This is a genomic window from Bifidobacterium mizhiense (assembly GCF_020884755.1).
In the GTDB taxonomy this organism is placed as follows: Bacteria; Actinomycetota; Actinomycetes; order Actinomycetales; family Bifidobacteriaceae; genus Bombiscardovia; species Bombiscardovia mizhiensis.
On sequence record NZ_BPWE01000003.1, the window covers coordinates 313,728 to 338,648 of the forward strand.

Consider the following 24,921-nt stretch of genomic DNA (forward strand, 5'->3'; position numbering starts at 1 on the left):
TCGATAACTCATAAACTGATAGCTTTGCAGTCGGTCAGGCTGAAGACGGTTTACCGAACAATGATCGCCAGGTCCCAGGGGCCGATAGTCATGGACTGGCCCTGATCCACACGCGCCTGAGGATCAGCCTGCCCGTCTGCCACCAGCAGATGCCCACCATAGGGTGCATCGAGCCTGACCTTCTCGGACGAATAATTGAGCAAATAGGCGACCTGCTCCCCCAAGGCGTTGGTACCCTCACGCACAGTGACCAAGCCGGACAAGTCCCGGGCAGGACCACTCAGTCCAGCCACATCCGCCGCATCCGACAGCAGCAGCCGCATACCCTGGGCCGACGGTAGAGTGCCAATCCACTCCGCGCTGCCGCGACCGTAATCATGACGGGTCACAGCCGCATACCGCCCCCAGACCGGGTGGTCATAGGATGCCAGGACCTGAGTATCGGGACGCGGATTCAGCAGCTCAATCAACCCCTGGCAGGCCGGCCCGGCTTGGTCGGTCCCATGCAAATCCAAGGTAAGACCCTTGCCGGGACGGGTGAACTGGTTGTAGTCGATGCCGAACACGTCGGTCAGCAGGTGCGGTGCCTTGTCATGCCAAACCTTGAGATTCTCGTCCGCCACAAAGGAGCGCAGCGTGGCCACCAAGTGACCTCCCTGATGAACGTAATCGGCCAAGACCCTCAGCGTATCCTCATTGGTGCTGTACAAGGCTGGAACCACGACCATGGCATAGCGACCCAGCTGGGACCGGTCAGCCTTGTCGCTGATGAAATCGCACTCTATGTTGAGCTCGAAGAGGGCATCGTAGACCCGTCTGACCACATCGTTGTAGGAGATCTGCCCCTGCTGACGGGGGAAACCGGTCTCCAGGGAGAACCAGTCCAGGGCGGTCAGGGAGTCGTTGCCCACCATAATGGCGACCTTGTTGCGCTTTTGGAGGTTGATCAGGCGCTCCCCCACACCCTTTTGCGCTACCTGCCTGCCGAACCGCCCGGCCTCCTCATAGGTGGGGTTGGGTTCCATGTCCTGTGAAAGCAGCCCCTTCCAGTAGGTCTCAAAGGAATTGTGGATGGAATGCCAGTGCCAGTACATGACCCCGTCAGCCCCCGATGCCAGATGGCTGTATGCCTGAAGCCGCAGCTGGCCCGGGTAGGGCAGCCAGCCGTTCTGCCCCTGGGCTTCGGTTTCCAGGACCAGGTAGTTGGCGCCGCCCTTCAGACTGCGGGTCATGTCCCCGCCGAAGGCGATCTCCTTGCCGGTCAGCTCATCCTCCGTGGGATGGTAGATATCCACACCGGCCACATCCAGACATTCGGCCGCCTCGAAATGATCGACGGCTGGCTGGATGCCGTATGACCAGCCCGGGCTCCAGTCGAAATCGAAGTTGTGAGTGACGAATTGGTCCTCGCGGGCATATTCGCGCACAATGCCAGCCTGCCAGGCCAGGTAACGACTGACCTGGCTTCGGCGGAAGCGGTCGAATGCCGAGCCCAATGACGCATTGATGGTCCCGGTCAGATCGGGAAAGTCCTCCCAGGAGTCAATTCTGTTGGACCAGTAGTCCAGGCCAAAGGCAGCATTGAGACGATCCAGATCGTCGTCAAATCGCCGTCGCAGATCCTTGACGAAGAGCCGCTGCATGTCGGGCGATACACAGTCGTAGTACTTGGTTTCATTGTCGACCTGGTAGCCGATCACCTGGGGGTTATCGGACACATGGCTTATCAGCCTGCGTATGACGCGCTCGCCATAGTACCGGTAGGAAGGGTTGACAATGTCCATGATCTGGCGAGCGCCATACCGATTGGGACCATTAGGGGTGTCCGCCAGAACATCCGGATGCATGGCAACCAGCCAGGCGGGGACGGCATAGGTGGGCGTGCCCACGATGACCTGGATGCCGAATCGTCCTGCGGCATCCAGTACCCGGTCCACATGGCTGAAGTCGAATACGCCGGGCTGGGGCTCCAGAGTGCTCCAGGTGGATTCGGCGATACGAATGGTGGTAATGCCAGCGGACTTCATCATGGACATATCCTTGTCCACCCGCTTATAGGGCATGTATTCGTCGTAGTAGGCACACCCGAAGATGAGCCTGTCCGGAAGGCGCGTGCTGCTCGCATTGTCTGACATAATGAACTCCAATCTTGATTGACAGGACTCAATTCAAAGGACGATGATGCTGAAAGATTGCGGCTCTGGTTTGTCTGGAAGCCTTGGCTTTCTTCCCTAGTCCATTCCAGATCGGTTGACGGCTCCGAGGAGTCCTTATGCACCTGCAGAAGTTCGGAATCACCCAATGCCAGGGTTGTTGAGTCGCTCATGGTGCCGATATCTTTCAACTAGTCTTCTCTGACACTCCAATGGCGGAAAAGCCATATCTACTAATCATTAGATAATGATATACCTAACAGGTATTCAATGATTCTGTCAAGTCATCGACTCTGTGCAGGGCCGCGGGTGCCACGACTTGTTTTCTCTCCCCAGAAGAGCCGGAACCCTTGTGCTGTTACCAATACGCCCCATGTACCATAAGTATCAACATGTCCAGGAGCAGTGAAAAGGAGTCGCAAGACCAGACAATGACGAGCCGTACCAGAAAATCACCGGAGGTGAGAAGAGCGGAAATCACACAGGCCGCCGCCCACCTCATCAGCCAGCATGGGTACAACGGCATATCGCTCAAAGACGTTGCTGACATGGTGGGGATGTCCCAGCCGGGCATCCTCCATTATGTGGGCAGCAAGGAAGGCCTGCTCTCCCTCCTGGTCACAGACATCTACGATGCTTATGGCACCCCTGAGGAATTCATTCAGACGGGCCTACCCGGGTCCGACCCTGATCATCCACATTTGCCGGCCTATTTTGACTATTTGGTCGCCCACAACGCCAACCAGCCCGAACTCACACAGCTCTATACGGTCCTGGAAACTGAGGCCATCTCGACCAGCCATCCCCTGCATGATTATTTCATCCGCAGGCCGGCAGAGGTCTGGAAACACTATTCCGAATTCCCATGGTTGCTTCCCGATGGAGTGGAATGGACAAAAGACATGCAGAGCAAGGTAAGGATGAGCCTGGAGGCCATGGACGGCATACAGATAAGGCTGCTGCGTGAGCCGAAAATCGACTACATCCAGGAATGGGACCGGTTCAAAGCGCTGATTTTTCCCCTGCCGCTCTGGGATGGATATTGCTGATCAAGCCCAGGCATTGCAGTAGCCAAAACCGCGGCTGCCAGACGCCAGCCGGCAGGGACATCCAGGGAGCCAGCAACCGATCAGCCTTCCTGATCCATGCTGAAGGGCCGGACGTCATAAGGCGCTTGAAACCGGCGATCCTTCCAGTAGTATTCATAATCGTGGTCATTGATGGGACGGACGACCTTGCAAGGATGACCGTAGGCGACCACGTTGGCGGGGATGTCCTTGGTGACCAGGGACCCTGCCCCGATGACCGTGTTGTCTCCGATGGTTACTCCCGGCATGACGATGGCGCCTGCCCCGATCCACACATTCCTACCTATGCTGACCGGGACCGAGAACTGGGGCGTTCCATATACGCGTATGTCGGGGCGAATGGTGTGCCCAGTGGTGACGATAGTGACGTTTGGTCCGAACATGGTATGGTCGCCTATATCAATGCGTCCATCGTCTACCAGAACCAGGTTGAAGTTGGCATAGCATTTGCTCCCCCAGTAGGTGTTACAGGCCCAATTGGCGCGCACCGGTCCCTCAACCCAACTGCCTTCGCCGAATGAGCCGAACATCTGTTTGCAGAGATCCTGCTTTTGCTCCACCTGGCTGGGGCGGCAGGCGTTGAACTCGAAGACCAGATCCTGCTGGGCATCCTGGACCTGCTTCATTTCAGGCGTATCGGCAATGTAGATCTGGTCGGTATCCAGCAGAGCCTTGATCTCCTCGCGGCTGGTCATGGGAAACCCCTCTTTCCTTGATCTTCGTGGTTCAGCAGCTTCGAGGCCGGCGGGTTTAGTCCCAAACACCGACCTCGGTCCGACTACAGGCTCTCCAGAACCTTCTCCTCGTTCTGGACGGGTGCTGCCTGCCCCGCATCCAAACCGGTCGATCCCGCTGCCTGGGATTTAAGAGCAGCCTCGTGGCCCTGGGTGGCATTTTGCGGGTCGCCCGGCTTCTTGGCGGCGGCGATCATCAGCTTGATCCTGTTGAGTTGGTTGGCCTCCGAGGCACCGGGATCGTAGTCAATGGAGACGATGTTAGCCTCAGGATAAGTCCTACGGATCTTGCCGAACATGCCACGTCCTGTCACATGGTTGGGCAGGCAGGCAAAGGGCTGCGCACAGACGATGTTGGGGGCGCCGGACTGGATCAGCTCGATGATCTCGCCGGTCAGGAGCCAACCCTCTCCGGCCTGAACGCCCAGGGAGGTGACCGAGGCAGCCTTCTCCCTCAGGTCGGTGATGTGAGCGGGAATGTCGAACTTTCCATGGGAGGCCTTGAAGCCGGCGATCATGGGAGCTCGATAAGCATCAGCCGCCTTGAGGACGATTTTCTTGACGCCTACAGGACCGCCTGTGCCCAGCATCTCTTCGTTCCATTCAGCGTTGGAGATGCCGTTGACCATGAAGTCACAGACACCGGGAAGCACCGCCTCACAACCTTGGCTTTCGATCAGGTCAACCACGTGGTTGTTGGCATCGGGATGGTACTTGACCAGGATCTCGCCTACTACGCCCACCCGAGGCTTACGAGGGATATCACGCAGCGGCAGTTGATCAAAGGCCCGAATCATCCGCTTCATCAACGTGCCATAGGGCAGATAACCGTGACCATAGACCTTCTTGGCGGTCTTGGAGTACCCGTGGTGCTCAATGGTCTCCTTGCAGATCGTGTCCCAGAGCTTGTAGAGCCTGTTGGCTGAGCCGGGCTCCTGCTCGTAGGGGCGAACCCTGAGCAGGCACTCAATCATGGCATCGCCCAGGTAGAAGGCCTTGACGGCCCGGTGCAGCAGAGCCGGGGTTACCTGGAGACCGGGATTGGCCTTGAACCCCTGCACGCTCAACGTGATGATCGGGACGTAACCATAGCCCGCATCAGCAAGAGCCTTACGCAGGAGGCCATAGTAGTTGGTGGCCCTGCACATGCCGCCGGTCTGGGTGACGATGACCGCGCACTTGTGTGGGTCGAACTTTCCGGAGAGGAAGGCGTTGACCAGCTGCCCCACCACGATGATGGCGGGGAAGCAGGCATCGTTGTTGACGTACTTGACACCGGTGTTGATGTCTTCGGCTGTGGCATGCTTCAGGAGCTCGAAGTGGTAGTCGGCGCTGGAGAAAACCGCCTCCAGGAGGGAGAAGTGCACAGGTGACATCTGCGGCGCGACCACTGTAAATTTGTGCCCCATCTCCTTAGTGAAGCGATGCTCAGTGGCGTACTTGGACAGGGTCGGTTTGGCGGCGGCCCCGCTGGGCTGAGCAGCTTGGCTCTGTTCGGCCGGACGCTCTGCCGACTTGCTTTCGGCTTCCTGATCCTTCTGCCGCGAGGCCATGGTTTCCCGGATGGGCCGGATGCCCATAGGGTGAAGACCTATCAGACCCTGATCGCTCTTGTCGTGCAGGGCAACGAACCTGGCCAGAGCCACAATGTCGGACTTGCGCTGGGACAGGCTGATCTTCTGCGCGTTGGTGGACCGGAACCCATCGGATGTCGGCTTGTCAGACGCATTCGCATCCACTACATCAATGCGGTCTGCAGACTCTTGAGAACCCTGAGAATCAGATGATTCCTCCGCCTGAACCAGGTCAGGCAACGGGTCAGCATCCTTGACCGCAACCTTGGCGGGCGCCTGCTCTTTGACGGGGGCTTCCTTCTGGTCTTCGCCATTCTCTTGGGCCAAATCCCGCTGATGGCGTTCGTCCATGGCGGCCTTCAGCGAGCGCAGACGGATCTTGGCAGCACCCAAGTTGGAGACCTCGTCGATCTTCAGCTGCGTGTAGACATCGCCCTTGTCGGCCAGAATCTCCTGGACTTGGTCGGTGGTGATGGCGTCCACGCCGCACCCAAAGCTGACCAGCTGGACCAGCTGCAGGTCGGGATACTCGGAGACGAACCTGGCCGCGGAATAAAGCCTGGAATGATAGGCCCACTGGTCGGTCACCCTCAGAGGCATCTTCTGATGGTCATCACCGAAGCCAGGCACGGTCTTGCGGAACTTGGCAGCCGTGGGGTTGTTGGAGGCCAGGGCCCGCTCCCCCGCCGCCGGAATGATGTAGTCGCTCAGCTTGGGCAGGTCATGCACGTTCAGCTCGCAGATGGAGTCCTCGGAGAGCACAGCCATGCCCAGGGAGCAGATGGTCTCGGGAATGCCATGGTTGACCTCGGGATCCACATGGTAGGGGCGTCCTGACAGGACAACGCCCTTGACCCCGTACTCCTGCATGTAGGCCAGGGCACGAAGTCCCTCCTGGCGCACATCCTCCTTGAACCGGGCATCCTCACGGTAGGCCTCCTGGACGGCCGTACGGGCCTCATCCTCGCTCACCTTGGCCCAGTCGAAGACCTTGACGATCCGCTCGACCATCTTCTCCTTGTTGGACAGGTTGAAGTAGGGTCGCATGAAGCGGACACCGTTCTCCTTGAGCTCGGCCATGTTGGCCTCAATCACCACCGGATAGTTGGCCACGATGGGGCAGTTGTAGTGGTTGTCCGTATCGGGAACCAGTTCCTGTTCATAGGTGACGCAGGGATAGAAGATGGTCTTGATGCCCTTGTCGACCAGTGAGTGAATGTGCCCGTGGACCAGCTTGGCCGGGTAGCAGATGTTCTCGGAGGCGATGGACTCCATACCGCTCTCAAAGAGCTCGTGGTTGGAACGCCCGGAGATCATGACCCGGAAGCCCAGAGAGGTCAGCAGGGTGAACCAGAAGGGGTAGTCCTCATACATGTTGAGCACACGGGGAACGCCGATATCACCCCTGGTGGCCTTGTCCGGGGTCAGACGGCGGTAGGCGAAGGCCCGCTTGTACTTGAAGTCGTAGAGATTGGGCCTGTCGGAGCGCTTCCTGTTCTTGTCGCCGCCACGCTCGCAGCGGTTCCCGGTCACATAGCGGCCGCCGTCCTCGAATTCGGTGATGGTCAGCTTGCAGTGGTTCTGGCAGAGCTTGCAGACATCGTGGGTGGTGGTCATGGAGAGGTTGTCCAGATCGTCCCCTGCCAGGATGGAGCTGACCACATGGCCGTCCTGCACCTTCAGGTCAGGCAGGGTCGTCTTGAACCCCTGGTCGTTCTTGGAGGCAATCTTGTTGGCAGCAGCCGGCGACAACTTTGACTTGGTGGGAGCCGGAGTCATATTGGGGGTTGTGGGCGTGCTGCCCACAGACTTCACACCGTCGGCCATGTGCGAACTGGCCGCAACGAAATCCTCGACCTCGTCATTCTGCGGGCAGTGCATGCGGGCCGTCAGTGCGGCACCGTAGGCTCCCATGAGCCCGGCAATGTTGGGCCTGGTCACCTTGCGACCGGTAAGGAGCTCAAAGGCCCGCAGGACGGCATCGTTGAGGAAGGTGCCTCCCTGAACCACGACCACTGGCCCCAGGGCGTTGGCGTCACGCAGCTTGATGACCTTGTAGAGGGCGTTCCTGACCACCGAGTAGCAGAGTCCGGCGGCGATGTCCTCCGGGGAGGCGCCCTCCTTCTGAGCCTGCTTGACCGAGGAGTTCATGAAGACCGTGCAGCGGGAGCCCAGATCGGTCGGAGCCTCGGAGGCCAGCGCCTGCTTGGTGAACTCCTGGATGCTGATGCCCATGGACTGGGCAAAGGTCTGCAGGAAGGATCCGCAGCCGGCCGAGCAGGCCTCGTTGACGCAGATCGAATCGATGACCCCATCGTTGACGGCGATGTACTTCATATCCTGCCCGCCGATGTCAATGACCGAGGTGACTCCGGGGCTGATCTCCTCGGCTGCCCTGTAGTGGGCCATGGTCTCGACCACGCCCTCGTCAACATGCAGGCCGGCCTTGACCAGGCCCTCACCATAACCAGTAGCGCAGGCGCGGGCGATGTAGGCGCCCTCCGGCAGGGACTTCCTGACTTCCTTGACGATGTTGGCAGCGGCGATCAGCGGGCTATCCTTATGCACACCGTAAGTAGACCAGACGATGGTCTTGTCGTCGTTGATCAGCACAGCCTTGATGGTGGTGCTGCCCGCATCGATGCCCAGGAAATGCGGCCCCTTGGCTCCTGACAGGTCACCGGTGGGGATGACCTGGGCCCCATGCCGGTCGTTGAACTCCCTGCGCTCGTCTTCATTCAGGAAGAGCGGCCGGATCGTTCTGGCCGTGGAGGGCATGTTCTCCAAGCCCTTCAATGCAGAAAGGACGCCATCCAGCGAAGTCAGATCAAAATGCATATCTTGATCCTGGCGAGCATCCTTGCCGGTCTCGGCCGCCTGGACCTTATCGTCGCCACTGACCAGTGTGGTGGTACGGCCATCCTGCATGGCATCCTGCAGAGCCATCTTGTCCAGGTTCGAAGCCTTCTCGGAGCGTGCCTTGTCGACCTCCGCCTGATCCAGCCCCCAAGCCGGACCGAAGGGGTCGTTCACATCGGTTTCTGGCGAATAGTCAGTATTGACCTGCGCCGCGCTGTCCTGGTCATCCTGCTCGTGACGGCCAGCCATGATGGCAGCGCCGTAAGCCACATAGAGGTGCGCGTTCTCGGGAATGATGTATCGACTGACCCTGTCCTGGAGAATCCGCTTGAAGGCTTCCCTGAGCTCGCTCATGAAGAAGAGAGGCCCGCCCAAAAAGATCACATTGCCACGAATGGGACGTCCGCAGGCCAGACCGGAAATGGTCTGTGTGGCAACGGCGTTGAAGATGGAGGCAGCCAGATCCTCCTTGGCGGCTCCGTCGTTGATCAGTGGCTGGAGGTCGGACTTGGCGAAGACCCCGCAGCGCGAGGCGATGGGATAAATGGTCTTATACTTGGCGGCCATATCGTTCAGGCCGGAAGCATCGGTATTGAGCAGGGTGGCCATCTGATCGATGAAGGCTCCGGTCCCACCTGCGCAGGACCCATTCATCCGCTGCTCCGGCGTGGGCTTCAGATAGGTGATCTTGGCATCCTCGCCGCCCAGCTCAATGATCACATCCCCCTCGGGATAGGTGGCGTTGATGGCCTCGGTCTCGGCGATGACCTCCTGGGCGAACTCCGCCTGAAGCTGACTAGCCAGTTCCAGCCCGCCTGAGCCGGTGATCACCAGGCTGATGGGATTGCTGGCCAGACCAACCCGTGACAGGGAAAGCTTGATGTCAGTGACCAGTTCCGCCACGCACTGGCGCACATTGGCGTGGTGGCGGCGATAGTCGCTGAAAAGCGCCTGATCCAGCCTGTCACCCGTGCCAAGAACCACGGCCTTAACTGTGGTCGACCCGATATCCAAACCCACACGCAGGAGATCCCGCGGTCCTGTGCCCTTATATCGACCCGTTATGTCGACGCCATCAGACATGAAACAACCTCAATCCGTGAGACCGCCGCATGATGGGTCCAAAAGCAGACACCACATCATATCCGGCTTACTCTATTTATGCTACCGCCAGAGCGTGAATAACTTTTGCGATATCAAGGAATCAAGGCTGTCGCCTTCGACACATCTTCCAGCAAAACCGCCTCTGTTGCAGGTAAGCCGCGGACTAGGGCAGGTACATTAGGGCGTTGGTTCCAACCCTTGTCCTCCACACTTTCCCCTCAATCCCAGCCGAATCGCACATGGAAGAAAAGCCGCTGTGCCCTTGGCGAAATTGGCTCAGGAGCAATCGACAGAGGGCCTTCAGAGAGCCTGCAGAGTATATGGAATTGTCCCCATATTGAGAGACCCTGAAAGAACGTTTCCTTCGCTGACCAACCCGAATACCATCCTGTACAGGCTATGCCAGGTGAGTTGGTCAGACTGGCGGAACCGATGGTCAGGAGGCATCAGGTGCGAGCATACATGGGTTCGAACATGCGCGGGTCGATGGGTGCGCCGGTCGGCCCAGCGCCTTCAGGACTGGCTCCCAAACCATTGGATCAGCTGCCCCGCCTGGCACGTGACACCACTGAGGAAGACCCTTGGCCGGTCCGCGTGCTCAGTCAGAAGTACCACGACGCCGTGGCCCGCTGGCCCGGAGCCTGGGTGGAGGGTCAGATCGTGGAGATCAACACCCGCCGGACCGGTTCGGCATATCTGACCCTGCGTGACAATTTCGAGGACATCTCCATCAACGTCATGGGCTTCCGGGCCTTCGCCACTCAGGCTAGGGAATTCCGCCAGGGCGACCGCGTGGTGGTGCATGGGCGGCCCGACCTCTGGATCAAACAGACCCGTCTGAGCTTTATGGCCGACCGGATCAAGCGTGTCGGTACCGGCGACTTGAAGGAGCAGATCGACCAGCTCAGGCGCAAGCTCAAGGGCGAGGGCCTCTTCGATGCAGAGAACAAGGTTCCCCTGCCCGAATTTCCCCGGCGCATTGGCCTGATCTGCGCACCCAAGGCCAGAGCCGAGGGGGACGTGATCACCAATGCTCGCCTGCGCTGGCCCACCATCGAATTCTCCGTGGTGCACGCCCACGTCCAGGGCCCTCAGTGCCCACCCGAGGTGGTCGAGGCCATCCAGAAGCTGGATGCCGATCCGGCTGTGGATGTGATCATCGTTGCCAGGGGCGGCGGCAGCTTCGAGGACCTGCTGGGCTTCTCGGACGAGTCCGTGGTCCGGGCCACGGCAGCCTGCGTCACCCCCATCGTCTCGGCCATCGGCCACGAGGACGACTGGACTCTGATCGACCTGGCGGCGGATCTGCGCGCCTCCACCCCCACTGACGCAGCCAAGCGGGTGGTGCCCGACCTGGTCGAGCAGGAGGGAATCATCCAGGAGGCCCGGATGCGCATAAATGCGCGCATCGAAAATATGGTCGAAGGCGAGACACGACTGATTGAGGGATATGCCAACCGCCCCAGCCTGACCAAGCCGCAGACCATGCTGGACAAGCCACAGCGACTTGTCGACGAGTCCCTGGTTCGCTTGGACATCGCCCTGCGGCGGATCGTGGACGATGCCTCCCTGACCGTGGAGAAGCTCCAGTCCTCGCTGACCGCACTCTCCCCACAGTCAACGCTGGACCGCGGATACGCAGTCGTGCAGACCTTGGACGGGAAGGTGGTCGTCAGCCCGCAGCAGGTTCAGGCCGATCAGGATCTGACCCTGACTGTCAAAGAGGGCCGGATTGAGACCAGGGTCGTCAGCGGGCAGTGACCGATCCTACGCGGTCAGCCACATATAATCATCAGCGATAATCATCCTTATTAATTAAAAATTTGATAACGCACCAGATAAGAAGAGGAGCAGGCATGAACGACACCGACGAGGAGCAGACCCAGCAGAAGGAGAAGGAGCAGGGCAAGGAAGAGCCGGTACTGGCCTCGGCCCTGAGCCAGAAGGAACGCGAGACCATCGCCAAACTGCCCTATGAGCAGGCTCGGGATCAGCTGATCCAGGCAGTTCAGGCTCTGGAGGCCGGCGGTCTGGACCTGGATGCCTCCATGCGTCAGTGGGAGATCGGCGAGGCTTTGGCCAAGCGTGCCCAGGAACTGCTGGGCCAGGTTCGCGCCAAGCTCGATGCCGCCCAGCAGGAGCAGGCCAGCGCCGGAGCCCAGGCTGGCACCCAGTCCAACTTGGATGCCTGAAGAGCCCCCTATTCCACCATCACCGTGGCAAGCAGAGCTGCATGATCCGAGCCATCGATGGGTATGGTCTGCAGCCGATTGGCTCTGATGTCACGGTCCACCACAACATGATCGATGGCCACCAACCTGGGCAAGGGGGCCCTATTGGCCGGCCAGGTCATGCTCATGCCATGCCCAGCCTGACGTGCCCCATCACTGAACCGCTCCCCCAGCATGTCTCGGAAAACTGCATGATCGTAGGTGGCGTTGAAGTCCCCCAAGAGTACGTATCGCGTGTGCTCGTGCTTCCGTAGCTTTCCCAGGTCGGACACGCTGCGTCGCCAGGCATTCCAACTGCCCGGTTGAGGCGAGGTGGTATGGACTGAGACGAATCTGACACTGGTCTTGCCCCTGTCGAAGTCGATGCTGGCCGCCGGCATCATGGAGGAACGAGAACCCACGTCGTCCTTTGAGGGAGACTGCATTGGCGCGGCCGTCCAAAGCCCGTTGGCGTATTCCTTCGAAGATGTGGAAAGCTGCTCGTGGGGCAGATAGCGGTCGATACCGGCCTTGTGCAAACGGCCCACAAAATCCTTGCTGACCTCCTGCAGAGCCAGCACCTCAACCCGGTTGTCGCTGACAGTCTTGACTACCTGGTCAGCATCAGCCTGACCCTTGTAGACATTCAGGGTCATGACCCGGGCCACATTGTCATACCGGTCGGGATGCTCAAGGGCCAGGAGCTGATCCGCTTGCCCATTGAGCTCGGATCCTTGCTGGTAGAAGGGATACTGCCAGTAGACATTCAGAGCCAAGGCAGCGATAAGCACCAAAGCCGTAAACCATCGCGAAGCCATCAGAGCCAGGACCAGGGCCAGCAGGCACAAAAGGATGAACCAGGGCGTCAGAGCAGCCAGATCAGGCAGGTATGGTATCGCTGACAGCCATGCCGGGCAGGCACGCGCCACTAGGGCCAGCAAGCTGACCAACGTCAGCAGTCTGGCCGTCCACCCAAAGACATGCTTCACCAGGAAGGACTGTCTGAATTTCGCCATGGTCTCCTCCCAAGGGATACACGGTCAGCTTGACCGTTGAGCAATTGTAAACCATGACCGTATGGCGGGCAGGGATAGGAGGCTGACTTTCTCCAGGAAGCGCACGGCCCTAGCCTGCACACCAGCGACCTGCCCAAGTCGCACTTCGTGGTACAGTAGTTTCCGTTGCCCCGGTAGCTCAGGGGATAGAGCACTTCTCTCCTAAAGAAGGTGTCGTGCGTTCGAATCGCATCCGGGGCACCATAAAGGTCTGGCATAAAGAAATACCTGGCTTTGCTCCCAGCAATCATTTTCCAGCCCAATGACTTCTTGTATTCTGACGCGTCGCCTCAAGCATTCCCCGCTAACCTGCATCCACTACATCCACACATGTACATTGGCATGGGTTGCCCGTCCTGGACGAGGTGTCGGTACTGTTAGTTGTGCTTATACGCAGTTCGGCTGACACAGGTGCCAGGCAGCCCATCGAAGTCAGAGCAGCCAATCAGGCCCGGGCTGACTTACACTATGTACTGATTGCTGTGCTTGTTTGACCGTCCCAAGCCGAAAGAAGAAGAGGCTATAGAGTGGGGCTGTCCATCTGCATTCCCTGAGTCTGCTCAGGGGCGGAGAACGGCATTTCATCCTCGTTATCTCTCTGCTCGGCCAGCAGTGCCTGCTGCCGGTTCCACCTTGCCAAATGACGAATAATCGTCTGATCATTGTTGAGATAATAAGCAGCCAGCTCCCGGTCGAACCAGGTCCTGTCCTTATCACTGGTGGGCACGGTGAGCGGATGCCGGTCGCCATGCGCGAACAACAGCCCATTGCCGGCGAGCAACGCAGTCCTCTTATTGCCGTCGCCAAATGGCTGCATCTTGGCCAGGCCGGCGAAAAGACGCACCGCATCCTCCAGGATGTCTTCCCCAGTTGCTCTTTCAACAGTGCTTCTTATCAGGGATGCGAGAGTGGCGGAATCAGGCACGGGCGGCTCGTACCTTCCCAAAGATGTGTTGACCATGACGGGGGTGCGTTCGTCGCGCAGCTTGCCTGGTTCCATGGCAGCAGTCCTTGTCAACTGCGCGTTGATGGACTTCACGTACTCCAGATCGATCGGCTTGTGTGCATAGTCGTAGTGCAGGGTGTGCTCTGCGGCCTGCCGCAAATCAAGAAGGAGGTTGTAGTCGGCTTTGGAATTGACGACCTGGGGATTGCCCGTGCGCAGGAACTCCTCAGTGGCCATGAATGTCGACTGCAATCCATCAAAGGTTCGGCCCATGGAGTACAGAAGTCGGGCAACTTGTTTGGTGCTCAGCAATCCGTACTCGCTCACGTGCGTTTCCTTCTGTTTTTGTTCTGCTTAGATTTTCTCATGCCGACCGTGTTCTGCATCAACTGTTCTCGCCCGGCTTCCGACCGACCAGCCGCAAAGAGCTTAACTTTTGTGGGCAAACCCTCAATGTGGCTGGCGGTACTTACCATGTCGGCGATCCAGTCACCCAAACATGTTTGCCGGGTTCTTGCTCATGGCATTCATGCGTTCCCCTTTCCTGGTGTGATGTGCTGCTTATCGGACATCCTATTTTTAGGTGTCACGCATACAAAACATGGGAAGTGGAAACTTCATTGTCGAGAACATCGAGATCCTCCTACCCGTGACTAGACTCGTGACACTCTGTGTCTTGCACAGAGCTTTCGAAAGGATCCGGGGGGGGGGGGGGATTTTGCATGGCGTGTTAGCCGATAAAATGTTGGATCACATAGCCATGACACATAAATACAGTCCTAATCTCAAGGGATGGATCATGCCGCACAATTAACCTCAGATCCCCCTGACCTTCTCGGTGGCAGCCAGAAAAGAAGCCTGACCGAGCAAGTACGAACACGGTCAGGCTTAGCCTGGCAGCTCGTCCATCGGATTGGCTGCTGCCCCTATTCCTGGGGATAGGGGCAGCAGCATTTCACATCACACTAGAATGAGGCGCTATCCCTTACCCTCCATCCTGTGCCGACAGATATGCGGAATCAGCCCGAAACAAACCAGGGCCGACAGCATACTTAGGGCTGCTATCACTAGGAAGAATTCCGTGTTCGACCCCGTCTCCGAAAGCCTCGAACCCTCAGAATGCTTGTGAGTTCCGGTCTTGTGCTTTAAACCGGTAACCTTACCGGGTTTGATGCCGGAGCTGTCAGCTGGATCACGAAGCTTGTTGGAAGAGCTGCCGCCAACGGGGCTGACCGTGACTATCCGCTTTTCAGATGCCTGTTTGCCCCTTGAATTAGCAACCGTGTAGTCGACCGTATATTGCCCTGTCTTGGCACTATTCACGGATCCCTGTACTTGAATCGCCCCGGTAAGATCACCTTCCAAGGAATCCACTGCAGTGACCCCGGCCTTGGGATCAAAGTTGGAACCCTGATCGATTTTCACATTGGACGCTCCCGAGATCACGGGCCGCTGCTGCACAGGCACTGGTCCTAGGGGCAGCGAACCCTTTATGGAAATCCAATTGAGTATCGGCCCAGTGCCCGTAGAGGAATCCAAGGTGAAAGTGACTACCTTGTTCCAGCCCTGCGGAATCTTGATCTTTCCGGAGGCAATCGTTCGTCCGCCATCAACGGTCGCGGTCGTCAGTCGATTCTCTGCACGGGATGTCGGAAGACCGTCATAGGAATAGCTGATCACAGTCGTTCTGTTCTGGCTCCACCAATCATGGAAACCGAAGGAAACCTGATGTTCGCCAGGTGCCAGTAGGACCCTGTAAGACAGTTTATCTTTCTTGCCGTTAGCGCCGGCATATATCCCTGACTTATAGGGATCAGCATTGCCGTCAGCCTGCTTTCCAAAGTTACCGGAGGTATTGCCCCACAAATCGTCAAAGCCCTGGTCAGCAGACCCATTGGCCAATTTGCCATCATACAAGGCAGCCAGCGCCTTGTAGGTGGGCGAAGACTCCCCTCCATTGACATCAATGAAATAGGACAGCCCATCTTCCACCTCCTGAATGCTGGCTCTGGCAGGCAGTGTCGTGCCTTCAACGGTGCCCAGCACCTCGGTTGGCGCGTAGAGGGTCAAACTCGATGCATCAATTAGCCAATGCACGGTCCGCTCCTCGCTTTTTCCATTCGCCTTGCTGACACTCACCTTGTCTGGAAGCCCGGGCTGACTGCCCTGCTTGAATGTTCTGATGCCTTGAACCTGTTGGACTGAAACCACCTGGTCGTCATCCTGCGCAGAGACCCCGATCCAACTCAGCAGAGGATCGCCGCCGCCTGTGGATCTTGTCAGGAAGGTCACGCTGTCGGCATGCTCCAAGGTGAAAGTGATCGGATCGGTGGCATTCCCGGCCTGAACAGGCACAATATTCGTCTTGCCTATGGTCTTGTCATGGCAGACAACCGAGAACTCAGTTTGGCGCTTGTTGTTCCACCACTCCTGATAGCCCGCCTGAACTGTATAAGTACCGGCTGGCAAATCCGCCTGATATCGTATGTCCTTGCCGGATTTTGCCCAGTAGCCTGTTTCGTAGATACCGTTCTGGCTGGTCTCGTATGCTTCGACATCGGAACCTATGCGGCTGCTCAGACCCCACTTGCCTTGAGCAGTGTATTCCTGGTCGCTGCGGTCTGCATTCATCAGTCGTGGAGCCTTGGTTTTCAGCTTCCGATAGTAGCTCGACTCATTCGAAGGGGCCGAACCCGCGTCAATGAACAGACGGGAGTTTTCCGGATAGATGGAAGCCGTGAAGCTGATAGGCGCATTCTGGTATTCAGGCAGCTTCCCCTTGAATGTCACCTGCCCGTATGGACGGTCCGCGCCAAAGTAGGGCTCCCAGTTGACCGTAGCCTGTCGGATGGCTGTCTGACCGCCAACTCTGATGCCTAGGCTCTTGGGCAGCGCAGCAACAATTCGACTGACCGAACTGCTTTCAGTCGGCAGATTGGCATTGACCACATCGATGGCCTGATACTTGTCCATACCAGACAGCTTCCAGTCCGCAGCCGGCAACACCTGGACATGCCCGTTCACCAATTGCATCGGTGTCATCACATACCTGGACTGGCTGATGTCATTCCCGGTGTCGGGATTGAACCAGCGGTCGCCCCAATAAAGGAAAACGCCGTGCGCGGGGTCATAGGGGATAACCGAGCTGGATTGGGTTGAGAAGGAATTGGCCGGGTTCTGGTTCCACCCCTCCCCTTTGACGAAGGGCGTCCCCACCTCCGAATAAGGTCCTAGAAAATCGTCACCCTGGCTGATTGCGTACTTGTTTTCATTGGGTGCCCAGCCGGTAGTGCCTGAATAGATGATGTAATATCTGCCGTTCCACTTGAACGGAGCCGGCGACTCCTTGCTATTGCTGGCCACGATGTTGTAGGTATCGCCTGCGGAGACATCGACGCCCTTTTGCTGTCGAGCGTTCGGCTCAACCAGCTTGGTGTAGGTCTTGTCCAGAAGCGAGATGGTCAGATCGCGGTTTTCGTTGCTGGAATACACCAGATAGGCATCATCAACACCGTCATGATTCTGATCCTTGCCGGAGTCCACGTACAGGTTCATGTCACGCGCCATGCCAGGGTTACCGGTATTGGCACCGGGACTCATACGGAAGGATCCCAGGTACTTGTATGGCCCAGCAGGATCGGAACTCTCAGAAATGGCGACTCCGGCCTTTGCCTTGGAATACGTTGCAGTGGCCTCATTGCCATATCGTGGCCCATCCGCATGGAACCAGATCACCCAGCGTTTGGTGGTCGGGTTATAGACCATCTTGGGACGCTCGAAGACACAGCTGGACTTCTTCGGATCCGATCCGTCGCCCTTCAGAGCCTTCAAATCCCAAAGCAGATAGTCCAAGGCTTGCTGAGGGCCGGAGATGTTGGCATTGGATGCATCCGTGGAGAATGCCTTGAAATCCTGGCCGTAGATGTTCGTGTAATCCGGATCGGATTCAAGGTTGGCCACGTTGTAATAACGCTGGTAGACGCGGTCAGAGCCCGCCAATTTACCAGCCAGATCCTTGTCGCCCTGGTAGGTCTGAAAGCCCAGCCCCTTATCTACCCAGTTGCACAGATCGTCGGAGTAGTATATCTGCACGCCATGCGCTACCAGACCATCAGTTTTGTCCTCACCGCACATGACGTAGACATATCCGTCTCCATCCGCATCCAAGCCCCGATCGGCAGCAGGAAGAAGAGCAGCACTGACCCGTTGAATTCCGGCACCATGCGCTTGCAGCAGATCACCCTTGTTGTCAAAAATTCTGTCGCCATTAGTGCCTGTCACTGCAGTGTAATGGTAGATGAAGCGCACGGCGGCAAAGGCCTGCTTCAAGTCCTTGCCGGCCCGATCCTTCTCGCCTTCATCGGCAGAGCCTGATGCTAGGACTCCCTCGGCCACAGACCGAGCATGCTTCAACCTATCCACGTCGCCCTTGTTAGGCTCTGCATGATCATAGGGCGCTGTGCTCTGATCATCGGAACGATGACCTGAAGCCAGTGGCTGCAGATCCTCAACCCTCGTGGTATCCAATATCGTCCGGAGATCATCATCCTGAGCGGTTTTCAGCCGGCTGAATCCGGCAGAACCGAATTGCTCTGTTTTCTCCTGTACGGCCATAGCCGCAGATCCGGGCGACAGGAGCGCCAAGGCGACTACTGCCGCGGCGAATCCCAATATATTTCTTCGATTGAGCTTCATCGCTTTCCTCTTCTCCGCATCATCCCAGATGACGGCGAACCGCCGCTAATGCTGATCCTGCGCATAGCAGGCAGACTACGATCGCTAGAATCGTTGGCATCACATTTACGCCGGTCTGACTCAAGGCACTGCTGCCATCTGAGCCGCCCTCTTGCTTGGCATGAGCGAGGGCTCCTGGACCACGACCCGAGTCGGGCTGTGAGTCAGCGTTGCCGACATTGCCATCAACCACATCCACCTGGAAGGTCGCACTGACACCGCGGTAGGTCACGGTCACATTTTTCCTGCCTGGCTGTGCTGAATCAAAACCGCTCACCAGCAATTCAGGGTCGTTGATGCTGATATCCACCTTGATAGGTTCCTCATTCGGCACTGAATACACAGCTTTGACAACCATGCCGGATAAGTCGAGTCGCTCATTGAGCAGATATCGGGTTTTGCTGGGTGGAGTGACCAACAATTTCTGAAGAACGGAAGAAACGTAGTTGACGGTGTACTCGGAGCTCCCGCTGCCATCAGCCGCTTTGACCGTGATCACATCCTTGCCGCCTAGAACGTTCCCGTCACGTTTGACGGACTCCTCGGCATTGACATGCCTGACCTTCACCGTAGCGGCAGTATCGCGGGCAAAGGCTTGTAGCTTCGGATTGCTTTCCGCGCCGACCGGGAGCTGTACCGTGTAGTCAGTCTTGTCAGGAAGGAATCCGTCTATGGTCTTGCCATCCAACCGCAAATCGCCCAAGGCCTTATCAGCGGAGGGCATAGGTTCAGCCTTGACTTGCGCCTGAGTTCCCAGAACCTCGATTTCCGCGACGTTGATATAGACGCCTGTATCCTGCAGGGTGTTCGTCAGACGCAGTGCCTTGGCAACTATGGGCGTAGACATGCGGAAGTCAGCCACAGGAGTGTCCTCATCCGTAGATGTATCCGCGCCGGAACCTGGCTGGACATACCAGCCGCTCTTCACGCCGACCCTCTGCCAGACACCCTTGTCGTCCTGATACTCCAAAGTCTGGGACTTAGGCCAGGAAGCACGGCCGTCTCTGAAGAAGGTAGTCTTGACCTCGCTGATGGATTGGAGGTTGTCGAAGGTGAAGGTAGCAACCGGAATCCCCGCCTGGTTCCAAGTGGACCAGCCCTTGTGACCGCTGTCGCCGTCTATGGCCTTTGCAGCCGTCGAACCTTCCTGCACATTCACCTTGAAGTGAGAGCTGGAGGACGGAGCGATATTGTGCACCGGATCAGCCTTGGGAATGGCCCAAGCCTGTATTTCGGAGGCGTTCATGAAGTCCCCCTGCACCGTATTGACAATTCGAGCCTGCCTGGCCTTGACCTGGGCATTGCCCTTGAATGTCACAGTCTGTCCCGGCTTTGGACTCGCAGCTGTTCCCAAGGGAAGCCAGGTGCGACCGTCCAAGCTGTATTCAGCCAACGCACTGATTGGAGCGTGGTCGCCATAGGTGATGACCAGTGAGCCTAAGTCCCGCTCCTGGCCGAAATCTAGAGTGGCGGTGGGCTTGTGTGAGTAATCGCCTGCGGAGTTCCATGTTACCCAGGCCTCGGCGGAGGTATCCCCGTCTGTCAGCTTTTTCCACTGTTCAGCCTTGCCGTATTCGGTTTGCTGATCAGTGACTGTCAGGTTGCTGCTGGTGTCAGCAATGTTCTGCTCTTTGGCCTGCATCAGATAGACCGAGGCTGTCACTGGCAGCCCGCCGTCTCCGACCGACCCCAAGCGTCCTTTGAGTGTCAGTCTGTCGCCTGCATGCGCATCGGCAAGCTGTCCATCCAGTTGGGAGAAGTCCCACTTCACAGCTGTGCGGTCTGCATCCATAGCCTCCGAGGCACCAACGTGCGCATGAACCGGGGCTGCTTTGATTGCATCCTCCACCTGCTGACGGCTTGCACCAACCATGAGGGTGACGGATACCGGATCAGTTACTGTAAAGTCGCCGATGTAAACCTCAGCCTTGCATGCGATGGAATTGCCAAACACATCGACGGCATGCCCAGTCACCTGATACCGACCTTCTTTGCTGACGTCGATCATACTGGTATCCCATTGAACAGGAACCGGAGACCCGAGTCCCCAAGGATAGTAGGGAGTGACCGTCGTCGGCATAGTCAAATGTCCGCCTTTTCGGGCCTGAACATAGACCTGCTGCACGCCCGAAGGCTTGGTAGACCTCAGAGTCCAAGCCTGGTTTTCACCACCATTGGAAGAGTAAAGACCGACCGGCGAACCAGCGGCAGTGGCCTGTCCACTTACTTCAAGTGCGTTCTTACTGGCTGCATTGACCATACTCCATGTGGTTCCATCCTCGGTATTGAATATCCAAGACTGCCGCGGATCTGGATTTGACGCGTCGACGGAGCCGGCGACCATTCTGCCTTGATCATTCAATATCTTTTTCCCGGTGGGATCGGTGATCATGAACAGCTTGAGTTCAGGACGTTCTCGCGAGGCTTTGACCTGATGGTAGACGAAGGTCTGCGCTGAGCCACTCCGTGAATCCGCCGCCGAATTCTCAATGGTCAGGCTGCCATCACTCCCGGTTTGAAGAGCACGTCCGGATTGTTGCCCCACAAGCTGGTAGCTCTCACCATCCTGCACGCCTGCCTGATTAGACTGGCCGCTCACACCAGACAGCTGAATGGAGGCGATCGAACGGGCCGGCAATTCAACAGTGGCCGTCTTGGCGACTGTATCGATATGGACTGCTCCCGGACGCTCCTGGTTGGAGTACCCGTTCATGTAATCCATGGTGGCCTCGTAAGGATCGCTTTTGGATTCAGGCGCAGTGGTCAGGAAGAGCTTGCCGCTGGCATTCTTGTCAATGTTTCCATAGTTGGATAGGTCAATGATTAAGCGCTGTTTATTGTCGCTGTCATTGCGATGGATGATGGTTTGCGTCCTACCGTCAGCCGAACGAGCAGTCATATTATCCTTGGTGGCGTCGTTGGCCAGGATCGAATCCCCTTCATGGATAAAGTGGGTGTAGGCCCGGACCGCGTTGTACTTGGAGTTGACTACGACGGAACAAGGCTTGATGCCTCTGGTCGTACCCCCATTGTTGTCTACGGCACGCTCGGAATACAGTTTTCCGTCACTGCCCGCAACAGTGCAGTCAAAGTCGATCAGGACGGTCCCCCAATTGGTGTTCTCCCCTCTGGGATTGGCTTGATGCCCATTGACATCCTGGTCCCCGGTCGACATATTGTACAGATCCTCGACCACCTGCCAGAAAGTGAAATCCTGCGATTGCAGTGCATAGACATCACTGTTGATCTTGCCTGCCATGCCCAGGCCGTTGTCGAAGCCATAGGGGTTGAATCCCCCACCCTGCCAGGAACCGTCTACCTCGCTCATGGACATGACCTTGCCGTCCCCTTGGGCGATGTCTCTGGCCACACGTTGACGATTGGTGCCGTATGAATGCGTGTTGTACTGCCCTATGGCATCGCGCACATTCTGCGGATATTGATTATAGGAATCAACAAACTGTCCGGAGTCGGTTGCATCCGTCGCAGAGACCTTGACATCCTTTAAGCCTTCTGACTTGAGCGCCTTGGCCAAGGCCAGGATAGTTTGCTGAGCCTGGGCGTTGTCGACATGCATCCCCTCCTGAGGCTTCTTCACCGCATTTGAATAGGGCGTGACAGACTTGTCCTTATCCGCATAGTATCGATCCCAATAGCGTGTGATCAGGGCCTGTTGATCACTGGACCAAGCGTCCGAGGCCCTTCCGCCCGGCGTCCCCCAGTAGGCCGTCTCCGACTCGTTCAAAGGTTCGACCGTATTGATCTTTACCTTCTTGCCGTTGTCAGCCTTCAACTGATCCAGATGACTTACCACGCTGGCCATGTATCCGGCGAACTTCTCAGGATCCTTGAGGTTGTTGTCTCCGGATCGAAAACCGCCAGTGGCGTACCCATCTTCGGTCATGAACCAGGGGGCTGAGTTGGCAAAAGCCTCCAGATGAGTAATGTCGCCGTTCTTGACCCCGCGTTTCAGCCACCATTCCTGCGCCTGCACGGACTTGGCGGCATCGCTCTTAGAAGACTTGGGGCCCCACACATAGGAATCCTCCGATGCCGGATCAAAGGCCTGATCCAAGGCATTCCCATCGGACTGTTTGGTCGTTACGCCACCATACAGCCCCTTGCTTCCATCAGGATCTTCCGCCCAATATCCAGGAACTGCCGCCCCCTGGCGCATAAAGGGGTATCCATAAGCCACGTCTGAGGCGTTGCCTCCGCCAATGTTGAAACGGGCCTTATTCAGCCCCAATCCTTCTTTACCGAAAATACTGGTGTAGAACTTCTCCCGCAGCTGCTTGCCATACTCCAGTGCCTTGGCATCCGTCACGGAGTTTCCGCTGCTGCGGGTAATGGACCCTGGTTCACCGTATTGGCCTGTGGCATTGGCAAACCAGGCCAATGAAGTGCCCCAACCTTGGAAGGGACCATTGGCATACCACGGGTTAGGACGCACCGTCGCTGTTGTTGGGGCGGAAGGCTCAGCATAGGCAGGCATGAGACCGCCTATAGCCGTCGAAGTTGCCGCTGCCGCTATGATAACCGCCATAGTTCGCATGAATTTCATAAGTATGCCTCTTATCCTTCTTCAGACATTGAAGACAAGGAATTGCCGACGTTGCCTCTTCGTTGCACGACAACAATCGAACAGATGACCACTGCTAATGTGGAACATTCTGGTATTGATCATTCTTAAAAAGTCTTACCCGCTTTACGTCTTGTAGAAGACCGCAGGGAGAGCACCACGATGTGCATAAAAAACCGGCCAGGGAAAGACCAAGGAAATACCCCGGGACCCCTCTGGCCGGTATACCTTATTAAGGAACCTGCTCTACAGCGCTGACTCGATGAGAGTTACCCTTATTCCTTCACCGTGTAGCCCTGCTGCTTGGCATAATTCTGCAGATCCTTCTGCCAAGCAGCGATCCCCTGATCCAATGTGGCCGACTTGGAGGTGAAAGCGGTCATCTTGTCACCGTAGATTCCACGTGCGTAGACCTCAAAGGGCAGGAACTCGTAGCCAGGCAGAACGTTCTTGGCGGCCTGCGACAGGACCTCGTTGAATTTCTGGCCGCCGAAGTAGGCGTTGTCCTTGCCGTCGGCATCCTTCAAGCTGGTCATCGAAAGGAACTCGTTGGACTTCAGCGTGTTGTTGTCAGCCGGGAAGGCGCCACCATCAACACGGGTCTTGATGCCCTCTGCGTTGTGGCAAGCGTACTCCAAGAACTTGTATGCGGCCTTGCTCTTGGAATCGTCCTTGGTCTTGATCATAGCCAGGGAAGACCCGCCGTTCTCGGAATTCTCTTTTCCGCCCTTTTCCCAGGTAGGCATCTGCGCCACACGCCACTTGCCGGAGGCATCAGGAGCACCGGACAGCAGGTTGTAGGGCATCCAAGCGCCGGTGAGCAAAGAGGCGATTGATCCGTCGTTGAGGCCCTTGTTCCAATCATCCGACCAACCGGGAATCTTCGTGTTGATCAAGTCCTCATTGATCATCTTCTGCCAGTAGTCGTCCCACTTCTTGACCTTGGAGTCACCGGTCAGATTGATAGTGACGGTCTTGCCGTCCTTGCTGGTGGCAAAGGGCTTGGCGCCGGCCTGCCAGGTCATGGAATCGAAGAACCCTGCATCGCCTGAGTCCGAAGTGATGTAGGAACCGACAGCCTTGATCTTCTTGGCCGCCTCGTAATACTCATCCCAGGTCGTGGGGACTTCAGTCACTCCGGCCTTGTCGAACACTTCCTTGTTGTAGAACAGGGCCATGGGGCCGGAATCCATAGGCAGCGCGTAAACGCCTCCATTCAGATTCACTGAATTCCATGTGCCCGGCGTATAGAAGCTCTTGTAACCGGAGGCGCCCATGTCAGACAGATTCTGCAGCTTGTCCTGAGTGGCATACTCGGGCAGAGCATAATACTCGATCTGTGCAAGGTCAGGGGCGCCCTTGTTGGCGGACAGAGCGTTGTTCAAGGCCGTGTACTCTTTTTTGTTGGTGCCGACATTGGTGACCTTCACCTTGATGTCGGGGTTCTTGGCTTCGAATCCCTTGACTGTTCGAGGAAGGGTCGAATCCCAGGACCAGACCAAGATTTCGGTCTTCCCGCCCTTGCCCGACGCAGAGGAACCGCTGCCGGATCCACCGCAGCCGGCGAGTCCAAACGCCATGGCTACAGCACCTGTCAGGGCTATGACCTTCGTCATCTTTTCGAACCTCATTGTCCCTATCTCCTTTTCTGTTGTCCTTGGCAACAACACATGACTACTGATATCTTTTCGCTGTCCTACGGCTCAAGGCCTGTAGCACGGTTTTAGTTTCTTTTTATTCTTTGACGGCTCCTGCGGCGAGGCCGGATTGCCAGTATTTCTGCAGGAGGAGGAAGGCGATGACCAGGGGGATGATGGTGATCAGGCTGCCGGTGATGACCAGGTTCTGGATGGCCTGCCCGCCCGCGGTGCTGGCCTGGTCC

At 57.3% G+C, this 24,921-nt stretch carries 11 protein-coding genes, 1 tRNA gene and 1 pseudogene; 4 read left to right on the forward strand and 9 right to left on the reverse strand.

From position 1 onward, the window contains the following. Nucleotides 1-50: 50 nt before the first annotated feature. The gene (locus LPC22_RS06135; protein WP_229133135.1) at nucleotides 51-2,135 is read right to left on the reverse strand and encodes a beta-galactosidase; all 2,085 of its coding nucleotides are present in this window, start codon (nucleotides 2,133-2,135) and stop codon (nucleotides 51-53) included. 479 nt (nucleotides 2,136-2,614) lie between these two features. On the opposite strand from LPC22_RS06135, the gene LPC22_RS06140 reads away from it, so the two are divergent. Continuing rightward, complete coding sequence (locus tag LPC22_RS06140) at nucleotides 2,615-3,202, forward strand: TetR/AcrR family transcriptional regulator (protein WP_229133136.1); 588 nt, start codon at nucleotides 2,615-2,617, stop codon at nucleotides 3,200-3,202. Between the two features lie 80 nt (nucleotides 3,203-3,282). Here LPC22_RS06140 and LPC22_RS06145 read toward each other — a convergent pair whose 3' ends face one another. Together LPC22_RS06145 and LPC22_RS06150 are read right to left on the reverse strand one after the other, a co-directional pair. Next, nucleotides 3,283-3,936, reverse strand: a complete 654-nt coding sequence (locus LPC22_RS06145) for a sugar O-acetyltransferase (protein ID WP_229133137.1) — start codon at nucleotides 3,934-3,936, stop codon at nucleotides 3,283-3,285. 83 nt (nucleotides 3,937-4,019) lie between these two features. Next, complete coding sequence (locus tag LPC22_RS06150; RefSeq protein ID WP_229133138.1) at nucleotides 4,020-9,491, reverse strand: acyl-CoA dehydratase activase-related protein; 5,472 nt, start codon at nucleotides 9,489-9,491, stop codon at nucleotides 4,020-4,022. 507 nt (nucleotides 9,492-9,998) lie between these two features. On the opposite strand from LPC22_RS06150, the gene xseA reads away from it, so the two are divergent. Together xseA and LPC22_RS06160 are read left to right on the forward strand one after the other, a co-directional pair. Beyond that, a complete protein-coding gene (gene xseA / locus LPC22_RS06155; protein WP_229133161.1) occupies nucleotides 9,999-11,273 on the forward strand; it encodes an exodeoxyribonuclease VII large subunit in 1,275 nt (424 codons plus the stop codon). Between the two features lie 95 nt (nucleotides 11,274-11,368). Further along, complete coding sequence (locus LPC22_RS06160) at nucleotides 11,369-11,704, forward strand: exodeoxyribonuclease VII small subunit (protein WP_229133139.1); 336 nt, start codon at nucleotides 11,369-11,371, stop codon at nucleotides 11,702-11,704. A gap of 8 nt (nucleotides 11,705-11,712) precedes the next feature. On the opposite strand, the gene LPC22_RS06165 is transcribed toward LPC22_RS06160, so the two are convergent. Continuing rightward, the gene (locus tag LPC22_RS06165; protein ID WP_229133140.1) at nucleotides 11,713-12,738 is read right to left on the reverse strand and encodes an endonuclease/exonuclease/phosphatase family protein; all 1,026 of its coding nucleotides are present in this window, start codon (nucleotides 12,736-12,738) and stop codon (nucleotides 11,713-11,715) included. 167 nt (nucleotides 12,739-12,905) lie between these two features. Here LPC22_RS06165 and LPC22_RS06170 point away from each other — a divergent pair. Continuing rightward, a tRNA-Arg gene (locus LPC22_RS06170) sits at nucleotides 12,906-12,981 on the forward strand. A gap of 316 nt (nucleotides 12,982-13,297) precedes the next feature. Here the strand turns inward: LPC22_RS06170 and LPC22_RS06175 are convergent. The 5 genes and pseudogenes from LPC22_RS06175 to LPC22_RS06195 form a co-directional block, all read right to left on the reverse strand. Then, nucleotides 13,298-14,050: a Fic family protein gene (locus LPC22_RS06175; RefSeq protein ID WP_229133141.1), complete on the reverse strand. Its 753-nt coding sequence runs from the start codon at nucleotides 14,048-14,050 to the stop codon at nucleotides 13,298-13,300. Nucleotides 14,051-14,701: 651 nt separating this feature from the next. Next, nucleotides 14,702-18,118, reverse strand: coding sequence for an immunoglobulin-like domain-containing protein (locus LPC22_RS06180; protein WP_229133142.1), 3,417 nt, complete (start codon nucleotides 18,116-18,118; stop codon nucleotides 14,702-14,704). 319 nt (nucleotides 18,119-18,437) lie between these two features. After that, a complete protein-coding gene (locus LPC22_RS06185; RefSeq protein WP_229133143.1) occupies nucleotides 18,438-22,784 on the reverse strand; it encodes a discoidin domain-containing protein in 4,347 nt (1,448 codons plus the stop codon). 530 nt (nucleotides 22,785-23,314) lie between these two features. Further along, nucleotides 23,315-24,670, reverse strand: coding sequence for an ABC transporter substrate-binding protein (locus LPC22_RS06190; protein ID WP_229133144.1), 1,356 nt, complete (start codon nucleotides 24,668-24,670; stop codon nucleotides 23,315-23,317). 103 nt (nucleotides 24,671-24,773) lie between these two features. Next, a pseudogene (locus LPC22_RS06195) lies at nucleotides 24,774-24,921 on the reverse strand (carbohydrate ABC transporter permease); the annotation flags it as partial.